Annotated in this window: 10 protein-coding genes and 4 pseudogenes; 10 read left to right on the forward strand and 4 right to left on the reverse strand. The window is 61.3% G+C overall.

Annotation, left to right across the window (positions count from 1 at the left end; all coding sequences use genetic code 11):
- Positions 1-166: 166 nt before the first annotated feature.
- Together radC and AC630_RS35880 are read right to left on the reverse strand one after the other, a co-directional pair.
- On the reverse strand, positions 167-880 hold the full coding sequence (gene radC / locus AC630_RS35875) for a RadC family protein (RefSeq protein ID WP_074123127.1): 714 nt from the start codon (positions 878-880) through the stop codon (positions 167-169).
- A gap of 203 nt (positions 881-1,083) precedes the next feature.
- Complete coding sequence (locus AC630_RS35880; protein WP_083636505.1) at positions 1,084-1,692, reverse strand: GNAT family N-acetyltransferase; 609 nt, start codon at positions 1,690-1,692, stop codon at positions 1,084-1,086.
- Between the two features lie 334 nt (positions 1,693-2,026).
- On the opposite strand from AC630_RS35880, the gene AC630_RS35885 reads away from it, so the two are divergent.
- From AC630_RS35885 to AC630_RS35910, 6 genes are all read left to right on the forward strand, one after another.
- Positions 2,027-2,818 (forward strand): outer membrane protein, encoded by a 792-nt coding sequence (locus tag AC630_RS35885; protein ID WP_167561346.1) that lies wholly within the window; start codon positions 2,027-2,029, stop codon positions 2,816-2,818.
- A gap of 372 nt (positions 2,819-3,190) precedes the next feature.
- The gene (locus AC630_RS35890; RefSeq protein ID WP_074123130.1) at positions 3,191-4,018 is read left to right on the forward strand and encodes an outer membrane protein; all 828 of its coding nucleotides are present in this window, start codon (positions 3,191-3,193) and stop codon (positions 4,016-4,018) included.
- Positions 4,019-4,407: 389 nt separating this feature from the next.
- Positions 4,408-5,790: an outer membrane protein gene (locus tag AC630_RS35895; RefSeq protein ID WP_083636506.1), complete on the forward strand. Its 1,383-nt coding sequence runs from the start codon at positions 4,408-4,410 to the stop codon at positions 5,788-5,790.
- A 263-nt stretch (positions 5,791-6,053) separates the two neighbouring features.
- Complete coding sequence (locus AC630_RS35900) at positions 6,054-6,827, forward strand: outer membrane protein (RefSeq protein ID WP_074123132.1); 774 nt, start codon at positions 6,054-6,056, stop codon at positions 6,825-6,827.
- Entirely contained in the window at positions 6,734-8,170 is a 1,437-nt protein-coding gene (locus AC630_RS35905) for a helix-turn-helix transcriptional regulator (protein ID WP_245330618.1), read from the forward strand. The genes AC630_RS35900 and AC630_RS35905 overlap by 94 nt, the downstream gene beginning before the upstream one ends.
- Before the next feature lie 25 nt (positions 8,171-8,195).
- Positions 8,196-8,936 carry a hypothetical protein gene (locus tag AC630_RS35910; protein WP_074123133.1) on the forward strand — a complete coding sequence of 247 codons (741 nt, stop codon included), beginning with the start codon at positions 8,196-8,198 and terminating at the stop codon, positions 8,934-8,936.
- A 107-nt stretch (positions 8,937-9,043) separates the two neighbouring features.
- Here AC630_RS35910 and AC630_RS35915 read toward each other — a convergent pair whose 3' ends face one another.
- Entirely contained in the window at positions 9,044-9,901 is an 858-nt protein-coding gene (locus AC630_RS35915; RefSeq protein WP_074123134.1) for an SDR family NAD(P)-dependent oxidoreductase, read from the reverse strand.
- A gap of 242 nt (positions 9,902-10,143) precedes the next feature.
- On the opposite strand from AC630_RS35915, the gene AC630_RS45910 reads away from it, so the two are divergent.
- The 3 genes and pseudogenes from AC630_RS45910 to AC630_RS35930 all read left to right on the forward strand — a co-directional run bounded on the left by AC630_RS45910 (position 10,144) and on the right by AC630_RS35930 (position 11,537).
- Positions 10,144-10,422: a hypothetical protein gene (locus tag AC630_RS45910; RefSeq protein WP_167561347.1), complete on the forward strand. Its 279-nt coding sequence runs from the start codon at positions 10,144-10,146 to the stop codon at positions 10,420-10,422.
- A 341-nt stretch (positions 10,423-10,763) separates the two neighbouring features.
- Positions 10,764-11,069: pseudogene (locus AC630_RS35925) on the forward strand (DUF3455 domain-containing protein); the annotation flags it as partial.
- Between the two features lie 95 nt (positions 11,070-11,164).
- Positions 11,165-11,537 (forward strand): annotated as a pseudogene (locus tag AC630_RS35930) (rhodanese-like domain-containing protein).
- Positions 11,538-11,595: 58 nt separating this feature from the next.
- Here AC630_RS35930 and AC630_RS44650 read toward each other — a convergent pair.
- Positions 11,596-11,682: pseudogene (locus AC630_RS44650) on the reverse strand (transcriptional regulator); the annotation flags it as partial.
- 199 nt (positions 11,683-11,881) lie between these two features.
- On the opposite strand from AC630_RS44650, the pseudogene AC630_RS35935 reads away from it, so the two are divergent.
- Positions 11,882-12,208: pseudogene (locus AC630_RS35935) on the forward strand (DsbA family protein); the annotation flags it as partial.

Raw genomic sequence — 12,208 nt, forward strand, 5'->3', positions numbered from 1 at the left:
CCGCAATCGGCGCGGTCGTCGGAGCCGGCACGGGCGCCGCGATCGCCTCCGAGGGCGAACGCCGCCGTTCCGGCTACTACGCCTATCAGCGCGGCTGCTACATGCAGCGCCCCGACGGCTACTACGTCCGGGTTGATTCCAGATATTGCTACTGAGGCTTGAGGTCCTAGATCAGCCGCATCCCCTTCAGGCTCGCATGCCCGTTCTTGCCGACGATGATGTGGTCGTGCACGGCGATGCCGAGCGGCTTTGCGATGTCGATGATTGCCTTGGTCATCTGGATGTCGGCCTGGGAAGGCGAGGGATCGCCGCTAGGGTGGTTGTGCACCAGGATCAGCGCGGTTGCCGACAGCTCCAGCGCGCGCTTGATCACCTCGCGCGGATAGACCGGCGTGTGGTCGACGGTGCCGGTCTGCTGCACCTCGTCGGCGATGAGCTGGTTGCGCTTGTCGAGGAAGAGGAGGCGAAACTGCTCCTTGTCGGCAAAGGCCATGCTGGAACGGCAATAGTCGATCACCTCGTTCCAGGACGACAGCGCGTTGCGGCTGTTGACCTCGCCCTTGGCGACGCGATGCGCAGCCGCGGCGATCAGCTTGAGCTGGTTGATCGCGGATTCGCCGATGCCGTCGATCTCGCGTAGGCGCGCCACGGGCGCGTGTACGACCTCGGCAAACGATCCGAACGTCTTGATCAGCCTCTTGGCCAGCGGCTTGGTGTCGCGCCGCGGCAGCGCCGGAAACAGCGCCATCTCCAGCAGCTCGAAGTCGTTCAGTGCATCCGCGCCCGCGCTGTAGAAACGCTCGCGCAGCCGCTCGCGATGGCCGTGATAGTGCGGCGCTTCCTCAGCTCTGCTCTTGTCGTGGTCCGGCTTGGCGGGCATCGGCCACAACCATGCCGGACGGAGCGCATTTTGCAACCAAGAAGTGTCGCGAGCTTGGCGGCTCGCTCCGTCCGGCGGCGCCGCTCAGCGATTGGGCATCATCCCCGGCACCAGTGCAGCCAGCCGATCCTTGATCGGACGTCCGAACATCGGCCCGCCCATGCCCGCGGGACGGCGGGCGGCGGCGGTTCAAAGTCGCAGGCCTATTCAGCCCTGTTCTGACTGAGCATTTTGCGCACAATGTGCCGGCGTGCTCCCTTTCGGCCGACCAGTGCATATTCTGCCTGCTCGAACGCGGACACATAACCTCCAAAGCGGTAGCTCGGAGAGTCCGGATCGACGGGATACCCTTCAAGCAGCGTCGCTCCGTTCTTGGCAGCGTGCTCTTCCGCGGCCGAGATCATCTTCTGAAACATCCCTTGTCCACGGAAGGGCCTCGACACGAAGAAGCAAACGATCGACCAGATGCTCTGCTTCTCGTCACCCGGCATCATATCGCTCATTGACGCGCGGTATGTGTCCCGAGGCGCGATCGAGCACCATGCGACAGGCTCGGAGTCAAAGTAACCGAGTAACCCGACGGGCTCTCCAGACGATATGCGTCTCTTCATCTCGAGCTTTTTGGCGGTGGCCGGCCGCTCCGCCACCGGGAGCGTCTCCACCGTTCGCCATACTGTGCACCAGCACGATTTGGGGCCGCCTCGGCTCTCAAAAAGCTTTTCAAAGTCGTGCCAATTCTCCGAAGTAACTGGCCGAAAGGCTATTTTATCAACCATCCAATAGGTCACCCAGAGTATTTTGGTTCGACTCATTGCGTGCTGATCGCGTCAGGCGCGCTGAGCGGACCAAGGATCAGCAGAATAAAGCACGGATGGCCTCCGCAACAATGGAGCTTGTGCCGCGTCGCCTGAAGTCACGAGGGCCCATTCCTCGTGTAACCAATTGACCACAGGCGGTCCAAAAATCAGACCGGCGATGCCCGGTGTGATCGTCGTCCCCCGATCACGGGACGCGCCTGGTTTGCCCGAATGACATGGTTGCGCGGTCGCTGACTCGTTCGGCGCGTCGCGTTCGATGTTCGGCCAGTTCGAATTCTTGGGGATCTAAATGAAAAAGCACGTACTGGCAGCCATCGCTGCATCATCGTTGTTCGCCGGCGCCGCGTCGGCCGCCGATCTTCCGGCGCGGACCTACACCAAGGCGCCCCCGCCGATTGCGGTCGCCTATGATTGGACCGGCTTCTATATCGGCGGCAATGTCGGCGGAATCTGGCAGGATAATTCCGGCGCCACGAACTTTATCCAAACCGACAACGTCGTCCTGACCAACCCGCAAAATGACTCGGTCAGCAACGGCGCCGTGTTTGGCGGCGTCCATGCCGGCTACAACTGGCAGGTGACCCGATGGGTGTTCGGCGTCGAGGCCGACTGGGATTGGACGGACGCCAAGAACTCGTTCTGCCGCCAGACAGATACTAGAAGCCGTCCCTGTACCGACCTTGATCGGGGATTCCTCACCTACAGCGAAAAAACTGAATGGCTCGCCTCGGTGCGTGGGCGACTGGGTTTTGCGTGGGACCGGGTGATGGTTTACGCGACCGGCGGCGCCGCTTGGGGCGACGTCAAGACCAGCATCAATGCCAACTGCCTTAACGGTGGATGCGGAAACGCCAACGTGCGGCTCAACCAGACCGTCAATTTCTCGGACACCAGGACGGGCTGGGTTGCCGGCGCAGGGATCGAGACCATGCTCACGCCAAGCTGGCTACTGCGTGCCGAGTATCTGCACTACGACCTGGGCAGCGCCGACTATGCCGCCGTTTTTCCGTCGAATCTCGTTGCGCCGCAGACTGCTACGCGCTCACGCAGCTTCCAGTATGACACGCTCCGCGCCGGCTTGAGCTACAAGTTCGGCGGCCCGGTCGTCGCCAGGTATTGAGCGGCCACCTCCGGCAAACAGAAGCCCCGGTATGGTCCGGGGCTTTTTCGTCTTCACAATTCGTCTCCCAAATCCCGCTCACACGAGCCGCTCGACGCGGAGATGGACGGCTTCCGGGTTGTTTCGTACTCGGCGTAAAGCTTGGCGCAGGTTGTGGAGGCGTCGTGCCCCTCGCCTGAAGTCATCCCACTCCCTTGTGTGACGAATCGACCACAGAGGGTCGAAAAAATCGGATCGGCGAGGTCCGGTGTGATCGTTGTCCCCCGATCGCAGGACGCGCCCGGCTTGCTCGAATGACATGGTCACGCGGTCGCTGACTGCCGCGCACATCGCGCTGATTCTCAGCCAGTTGGAATCCGGAGAGCTTGTCGAATGAAAGTCCGTTTGGCCGTGGGCATTGCTGCCGCCGCGATGTGCTCTGCTCCGGCACTCGCTTCCGACCTGCCTGCGCGTACCTACACTAAGGCTCCGCCGCCGGTCGTCGCGCCGGTCCCGTCTTGGGCCGGGTTCTATATCGGCGGACATGTTGGCGGCGCAAGGGGGCCCGATGTAGGCCAGTCCTGGGCCGAACTGCCCGGACCGAATAGTCAGGACGATCCCGTGTTTTTTGGACGGGCGTCGGCAACAAACGTGATTGGCGGCGCTCACGCCGGCTACAACTGGCAGGCTTCGCCGAATTGGATGTTTGGCGTTGAAGGTGATTTCTCCTGGACGTCGCTTGACGCAACTGCAAGGCAGTCGCCCATGACGTTCAATGGCGCTCCGCTTGGAGCGGCCAGCTTTGTGACCATGAACAGCCATATCGATTGGCTTGCTTCAGTCCGGGGGCGGGTCGGCTATGTGTGGGCCGGAAACTGGATGGCCTATGTGACCGGCGGCGTCGCCTTCGAGCGTCAGAAGTTCTTCGGAAATTCGGTGTTCCCCAACACGGCGTTCAATGGATCGGTTGCGTTCGACGACACCAAGACCGGCTGGATCGCCGGTGCCGGCGTCGAATTTCTCGCTGCGCAGAACTGGATGTTCCGGTTCGAATATCTCTATTACGGATTTGACGGAACCTCCGCCACCGTTCTCGAAAACCAGCCCAGCGGACCGGCGACAGGCAATCCGCTGCGGTTCAGCTGGAGCGACAACAATGTCAAGGTCGTTCGCGCCGGCTTGAGCTACAAGTTCGGCGGCCCGGTCGTCGCCAAGTACTGAGCGGCCATACTCCGACAAACAAAAGCCCCGGCATGGTCCGGGGCTTATTCGTCTTCACAATTCGTCTCCCAAATCAGACTTTAAATCTAACTGCCGCCGTGCACCTCGCCTGAAGTCACAAGGGCCCATTCCTTGTGTGACGAATTGACCACAGACGGTCGAAAAATCAGACTGGCGATGTCCGATCAGGTCCTCGGATGCAGCGTTTTTCGCTGATTTTGCGGGCCCGCCCGCGCCGCACACCATCCGCGTGGCTGAAACGTGATCGTTGTCCCCCGATCGCTGGACGCGCCTGGTTTGCCCGAATGACATGGTTGCGCGATCGCTGACTCGTTCGGCCCGTCGCGTTCGAGGTTCGGCCAGTTCGAATCCCTGGGGGAGCTTGTTGAATGAAAGTCCGTTTGTCCGTGGGCATGGTTGCCGGCATGGTATGTTGTGGCCCGGCACTTGCCGCCGATCTGCCGGTGAAGGCGCCGGCGTTCAAGGCCGCCGCTCCCGTCTCCAACTGGACCGGCTGGTATGTCGGTGTCAACGCGGGCGCCAGCCTTTCGCAAGTGAACGCCTCTACGCCGAATGCAATGCAGTTTCTAAATAGCGAGCTCGATGTTGCCCGCCTCGGCGCGACCGGCGGCGCGCAGGCCGGCTTCAATTGGCAGATTTCGCCGTATTGGGTAGCCGGCATCGAGGCCGACTTCGGTCATCTGGGCATCGACCGCACGTTTGCGGAGTGGAACGACGACGTTGCCTTTGGCGTCAAGGCGGACTGGTACGGCACGATCCGCGGTCGGCTCGGTTACACCACCGGTCCGTCGCTTCTCTACCTCACCGGCGGCGCGGCCTTCGTGAACGTGAAGAATGTTTTTGCCGACACGGATCGTTCTCTCGTTGTCGAGAGTTCGAAAACCGCGACCGGATGGACGCTGGGCGGCGGCATCGAAACCATGCTGGGCGGCAACTGGTCGGCCAAGGCAGAGTATCTCTATATCGACGCAGGCAGGACGACCGTCGCTGGTCCCTTTGGTCGGGTGATAGGGGACGCTGTCTTCGAGAACCGCTTCCACGTCTACAGGGCGGGCCTGAACTACAGACTCGGCAGCGCCGGCACGGAGTGCTGTGCACTCGCCTCGCGCCCGAATACAGGCGACACCAGCTGGACCGGCGGGTATGTGGGCGTCAATGCGGGCGCCAGTGTTTCGCAGGTGAACGCATCCACACCGAATCTGCCCGAGCCGGAGTTCGCGCCGGTGTTCATTGCGCCGAACGAAGGCGAGCTCGATATTGCCGGTCTCGGTGCGACCGGCAGCTTGCAGGCCGGCTTCAATTGGCAGGCGTCGCCGCATTGGGTCGCCGGCCTTGAGGCCGACTTCGGTCATCTGGGCATCAACCGCACGATCAAGGACTGGAACGACCCCGTTACTTTCGGCGTCAAGGCAGACTGGTACGGCACGATCCGCGGGCGGCTCGGTTACACCACCGGGCCTTCACTCCTGTATGTCACCGGTGGCGCAGCCTTTGTGAACGTGAAGAGTATCTTTGGGAACCTCGCTGTTTCTTCGCCCCCTGTCGAGAGTTCGAAAACCGCGACCGGATGGACGCTGGGTGGCGGCCTTGAAACCATGCTGGGTGGCAACTGGTCGGCCAAGGCGGAGTATCTCTACATTGACGCTGGCAAGACTTCCGTCGATGGCTTGCCGATTGATCAAGCGGTCGTCGTCTTCGACAACCGCTTCCACGTCTACAGGGCGGGCTTGAACTACAGGCTTGGCGGTTGATCGCCGGCAGGCGCCGCATGCTCTCAGCACACCACGCGCGTGCGCCTGCCTTACCGGCCGGGCATTTTTACAACACTTCCTCGGACAGTGAGCCACCTCCCCCGAACGTATGACGCCATTTCGTTTCAGGGCGAATACCAGCAACCGTGACACGAACGTCGCGGCTCCTTCGAGGATTGGGGCGCGATTGTCCGGAACGATCCGAACCCTTCCCGGAAGGTCCAAACAACGACTTGGCTTCATCCCCAATCAGGAGATTTCCAATGAGAGCCACCTTCACGGCCGCAGCTGCTCTCTTGTTGGCCACCACGGTCGCAAGCTCGGCGGCAGACCTCGCCCCGAGCTTTACAAAAGCTGCGCCGCTGGCATCGGTCTATAGCTGGACGGGCTTCTACATCGGCGGCAACATCGGCGGGGGCATGGCTTCGTCCCACTTTGACGATCCCTGCATCATTTATTGCTCGTCGGCGACCCCCACGCGCGGCTTTTTCACCGGCGGCGCCCAGATCGGCTATAATTATCAGTTTGGCGCCGGCCTGGTCGGCATCGAAGCGGACGTGAACGGCAACAGCTCATTCAAGGACTCCGTCATCGGTGGCGGTGATTTCTTTGCTTTGAGGGTCAGCAGCAAGGCTGATATCAGTGGATCGATCCGGGCCCGCGCTGGTTTGGTGGTCAACAACGCGTTGGTTTACGTAACGGGCGGTGCCGCCTGGGCTGACGTCAAGCAGACCGGAATCGATTTCCACAATGATACTACAGACCCCGATTTTGGCCTTCCCTCTGGAAGGACCGCCAACAACAGCGGCGTGCTCTGGGGTGGTGTGATCGGAGCCGGCGTTGAGTACGCCCTGAACCCGAACTGGACGATTGGCGCCGAGTTCCTCCATACGATGTATCAGGACCGTGACGCGCATATCCTACGCGCCGATGGTAGCAATTTTTGCGGCTTCCGGGGCCCAACCGACTGCGTCCTCCGCAGCCAGTTGACGACGGACGTCGCGCGCCTTCGCATCAACTACAAGTTCGGGCAGTAACCGCCACCAAATACTGTTACAGGGCCGTCCTCGGGCCCCCGCCCGTGCGTGACTGGCTTCGGCCTCAAATGCGGACGGAAGCTGCTCGCGTATTTTTGTGCTGCACCCTCGCCAGCCACCATCGATTTTTCATTGCCCGCATGTCGATCCGTCAGTACGAATTGCACCATAGGGGGGCCTCCGCCCTGCCGGGGGTGCGGACATCCTTGAGCGAACTTGAGCATCTCTCTCGCCTGATCGGCGACATCTACGATGCGGCGCTCGATTCCGCGCTCTGGCCCGATGTCGTCGGCAAGGCCGGACGGTTTGTGGGTGGGCTGTCCGCGACGCTGGTTTCAAAGGACGCCGTCAACATGAGCGGAAACGTCCTCTATGAGAGCGGCGGCATTCCTGATCATTACCGGCAAACGTATCTCGACACATATGCCAGAATGGATCCGGTCACGATCGGCCATTTCTTTGCCGACATCGATCAGCCGATCGCACTCTCGGATCTGATGCCGTACGACGAGTTTCGGGCAACCCGGTTCTACCAGGAATGGGTGGAGCCCCAGCGGCTGGTCGATTTCATCTCCACGACGCTCGACAAGTCCGCGACCAGCCTTGCCTTGTTCGGGGTGTTTCGCCACGAACGCGACGGCATTGCCGATGATGCCGCGCGCCGACGCATGCGCCTTATCGCGCCGCATATCCGCCGTGCCGTGCTCGTCAGCCGGATCATCGATCTGAAATCGGCGGAGGCGGCCAACCTGGCCGATACGCTCGACGGTCTTAGCGCCGGCATTTGTCTCGTTGATGCGAACGGGCGCCTCGTTCATGCCAATGCTGCCGGCCACGCCATGCTTGCGATGGACGATTTCCTGTACGTCGCCGGCGGCCGGCTCGTTGCGCGCGATGCGGCGCTTGACCAGATCTTGCAGAAACTGTTCTACGCCGCGCGGGATGGCGATGACGCGGTCGGCGCGCGGGGCATCGGTTTGACGCTGATGGCGAACGACGGGACGCGGTATGTCGCGCATCTGCTCCCGCTCACGGTCGGCGCCCGTCGCGCCGCCAGCGTCGCACATACCGCGACTGCGGCTCTGTTCGTGCGCAAGGCCGAACTGGAGATGCGTTCGCCTCCGGGAATCATCGCCAAGACGTATAATTTGACGCCCACCGAGCTGCGTGTGCTGCTGGCCATTGTCGAGGTTGGCGGCGTGCCGCAGGTCGCGGCGGCGCTCGGCGTCGCTGAATCGACGGTCAAGACGCATCTCGGCCGCCTGTTTGAAAAGATGAGCGTCGCCCGCCAGGCCGATCTCGTCAAGGTCGTTGCAGGTTTTTCGACGATGCTGGCCAGCTAGGAATCCTGGCGATGGCGCATCCTTGATGAAGCAACATCACATTCGACGACTGGGCTTTGGCATTCTCGGTGTCGCCATCGCACTTGGCGTCGCAATCTCAGTGGTCCTTGCGCGGCCGCAGCCTTTATTCGCCTACAGCGTTCATTCTGGCCGCCTACCGCTATATTCCGATGCGCCGTTTGAGCCGGACGACGGCATACGGGTGCTTGCGGACATTGAAAGGCGAATTTCCTCCGCACCAGCGGAGATTGCTGACGCCCACTCGAGCTACCGTGTCTTCATCGTGAACGCTGAATGGCGCAGGCGTCTTACTTTCTTGAACAATTACGGCGCCGGAGGGGTCAACTATTACCCGCTGGGGCAGAACGTATTCCTCCGCCAAGGCGACATGGACCGGCTTTTTCAAAGCAATGGCCAGCGAGTACCTGGACCGCGAACTCTGGCCTATTTTGGGGCGCATGAAATCGCCCACACTCTGATCGGACAGCGTACTGGCGCGATAGGCAATTGGAAGCTGCCGGTATGGATACGTGAGGGCTTGGCAGACTACGTCGCTTTCGAAGGACAGGTCGACATCGATGCGTTGACCGCACAGCTGCGAGCCGCACATCCCGACCTCGATCCTGCCGCCTCAGGACTCTATTCGAAATACCGCCTTTTGGTGGCGTATCTTCTGGAACGCGAAGGGCTTTCCGTTCAAAACCTGTTTTCTTTTGGTGATAGCGAAGAGGAAGTGCTGCGACGTTTGCTTGCGCATGCGCAATGAGATCGAGACGCGCAGGACTCTATCCTCCAGCAGTCCAGATTCCGGGCGGCATGGCCGATGCCCCACCATGATTGAATCGAGAGAATGTTCATCGCTCTTGCTGTGCCTCAGTCCGCCAACTCCGGTAACAGCCCGAGTTGCCCGGCAACGAAACGGTCGATCAGCCGTTTTGGCAGGATCTGCATCATGAACAACCGAAACGGCTCGTTGGAGGGCGCATAGCGGACTTTCGGGCGCGGCACGGTCAAGGCCTTGTGGATCAGTTCGCCGATGCGCTCCACCGGCAAGCCGCTCTTGGCGACATGAAGCATCATGGCGCGCATCCACAACAGCGCCGGGAAGTACGGCGATTTCGCGAACGGCGACACATCGATCTCCTGCGCCTTGGCCCAGATCGGCGTCTTGACCGCGGCGGGGCCGATGACGATCACGTCGATGCTATACCGCAGGAGTTCGCGACGCAGGCTCTCGGAGAAGCCTTCCAGCGCGTGTTTCGACATGCTGTACGGAGCGACGAATGGGCTGCCAATGACGCCGGACACCGAGCTGATCATCACGATGCGCCCGGGCGGCCCCTTCAGCCCGGCAGCGGCGCCGAGCAGCGGCGCGAACGCCCGCGTCACGCTGATCGGCCCGATCGCGTTGATTTCCATCTGCCGGCGATAATCGTCGAGGGACACCTCGAGCGTGGGGCCCGCGACGACGATCCCCGCATTGTTGACGAGCCCGGCCAATGTCCCACCGCCGAGTGCGGTCCTTACCTCCGCCGCAGCGGCGAAAACCGCCGCCTCGTCGGTGACGTCGAACATCAGCGGCACGAAGTTGGCTCCGAATTGGCCCTTCAGACGTGCGGCATCCTCCGCCTTGCGGACGCTGCCGAACACGCGAAAGCCGCGATCGAGCAAGATCTTCGCAGCACTCCAGCCGATCCCGGTCGACGTGCCGGTGATGACGACCGATCGCAAATTCTGAGACTGCATAGATTACCCTCGCTTTCGGTTTACCCGCCGAGCGTGCGCAACATGCGGTCTTCGCGGATTCGTTCAAGAGACCCCGCGCAGATCTGCGATAAACACTTCGAGAGTGGCAGCGAACGGCACCGCCGTTCGTGTGCACTGAAAGTTGATCGTTGGTCCCCCGATCGTAGGACGCGCCCGATGTGCCCGAATGACATGGTCGCGCAATTCAAGTCCAGAGAGCTTATTGAATGAAAGATCAAGACGGCAGATACGTGCCCTTTCCCCTCATCGACGGCGCACTGTTGTGGCAGAACCCGGCGCGCGTGGTGCAAATGGCTTCCGAGCTGGTGCGGCTGGATGCGACACGCACCGAGGCCGACGCCATGACGGCACTGGTCGACCACGGAAGCTTCTCCTCGATCGAGATTGCGATGTTGGTCGCGGACGCGCTTGCGAAAGCCCGCGCGCTCGTCACGGGCGCGGCCAGCGCCGATAAATTGCAATCCACTCAAGCCGCTCGAACCTAGTCCCCTTGAGCGGCGTCCGCGCGGCGGCTGGCGAGCTGGCACCAAGGAGATCAGCAACACCGTTGCCGTCCGCCTGATCGCCAGCGGCCGCGCGGAAATCACCGGGGATGTAATCGCGTCGATAATCTTCAAAGGAACACTTCCATGAAACCGCTATTGCACATTGTCTGGCTGGTTGGCGTCGGAATGTTGTCAGCGCCCGCCATCGCTGCCGAAGTGCCGGCCGAAATCGCGGCCGTCGGTGAAACGCTGGTGGCGACGGTACATGCCGAAGGCGCTCGCTCTATGAGTGCAAGGCAGATGCGTCAGGCAAGCTCGTCTGGCAGTTCCGCGAGCCGACCGCCACGCTCATCATCAACGGCAAAACCGTTGGTCGCCATTTCGCGGGCCCGAGGTGGCAGCTGGACGACGGCAGCTTTGTCGGCGGGAAAGTTGCTGGCCAGGCGCCCGGCGCAACGCCGAGCGACATCCCTTTGCTCAAGCTCGTCGCAACCCCGCAGGGCGACGCCGGGCTGCTCGCGGGAACGACAACGATTCAACGTCTCAATACCAAAGGCGGGGTGATGCAGGGCTCATGCGAAGCGGCGGGCGACTTGCGGAGTGCACCCTACGCGGCAGACTACTTGTTCTATACGAAAGGCCGCTAATCAGAGTATCCTTCCTCACTTCACGGTAAGGCAGGTCAAGTCACACGACGCCCTGTCGATGACCTCATGAAATCGATTCAAGGGACGAAACCGAGATGACGAACATTAAGCAGCTCATCGAACTGGCAAACGCCGCAGTACCGAGAATCACAGCGGCCCAGGCCCGCGAACTGCTCGCGAAAGGCGACACCTTGATTGTCGACGTCCGCGACGCTCCTGAAGTCGAAAAAAGCGGAAAGATAGCAGGGGCCGTGAACGTATCTCGAGGTATGCTGGAGTTCCGCGCCGATCCCGACAGTCCGTATCACGACAAGCAGTTCAGCAAGGACAAGACGGTGATCGTTTATTGCGCATCCGGGGGGGCGGTCCGCGCTCGCCGGCAAGACGTTGCAGGAAATGGGATACCCGAAGGTATTCAACCTGGGCGCGTTCAAGGATTGGAGCGACGGCGGAGGTCCCACCGACTAACGCATGATCCCAACCCTGCATATCTTTGCGAGATTGTGACCGGAAAGCGAGCGACTTCAGCCGCGCTCGCCGTCGGCAGCGCCAGCACCGAATAGATCGCCTGCGCATCGCGCGAGGCAAGTAGCTTCTTGGCGACGTCCTGGACGTGCATGGGACCGGCGATCGGAACGGCGCAGGCAGCCTTTCTGCGTGGAGACCAGAAGACTGCGCGCGATCTCGCCTCGCGCGCGAAGACAAGGTTTGCGATCGGCACACCCGGTGAAGGCCGACGACATTGTTAATGCGAAGCCGACATAAAATTGATCCCGGCGTTGCACCAACTCACACGGTCCGAAGGAATATCCATGGTCTCGCTCCGCTCTCTTGCTCCCCCCGCCTTCGCGCTGGTGTTGGGTCTTCCCGCCGTCTCCCACGCGCAGTCGTTCAACGATGCGCAGAAGAGCGAGATTCAGAAGATCATTAAGGATTACCTGGTCGCCAATCCCGAACTGATCGAGGAAATGTCCGCGGAATTGCAGAAGCGTCAGGCAGCCGCAGAAGCTGAAAAGCATCGCGTTGCCGTCCAAAAGAATCCGGACGTGATCTTCAACTCACCGCGCGGCGTCGTGATCGGCAACCGTGACGGCGATGTGAATTTCGTCGAGTTCTTCGACTACAATTGCCCCTACTGC

Origin of the sequence: Bradyrhizobium sp. AS23.2 (genome assembly GCF_001908185.1) — a bacterium.
Taxonomy (GTDB): Bacteria; Pseudomonadota; Alphaproteobacteria; order Rhizobiales; family Xanthobacteraceae; genus Bradyrhizobium.

Excerpts from the sequence above, each read along its gene's own strand:
- radC (WP_074123127.1), bottom strand. The coding sequence starts at position 880 with ATGCCCGCCAAGCCGGACCACGACAAGAGCAGAGCTGAGGAAGCGCCG.
- AC630_RS35880 (WP_083636505.1), bottom strand. The coding sequence starts at position 1,692 with ATGAGTCGAACCAAAATACTCTGGGTGACCTATTGGATGGTTGATAAA.
- AC630_RS35890 (WP_074123130.1), top strand. The coding sequence starts at position 3,191 with ATGAAAGTCCGTTTGGCCGTGGGCATTGCTGCCGCCGCGATGTGCTCT.
- AC630_RS35895 (WP_083636506.1), top strand. The coding sequence starts at position 4,408 with ATGAAAGTCCGTTTGTCCGTGGGCATGGTTGCCGGCATGGTATGTTGT.
- AC630_RS35900 (WP_074123132.1), top strand. The coding sequence starts at position 6,054 with ATGAGAGCCACCTTCACGGCCGCAGCTGCTCTCTTGTTGGCCACCACG.
- AC630_RS35910 (WP_074123133.1), top strand. The coding sequence starts at position 8,196 with ATGAAGCAACATCACATTCGACGACTGGGCTTTGGCATTCTCGGTGTC.
- AC630_RS45910 (WP_167561347.1), top strand. The coding sequence starts at position 10,144 with ATGAAAGATCAAGACGGCAGATACGTGCCCTTTCCCCTCATCGACGGC.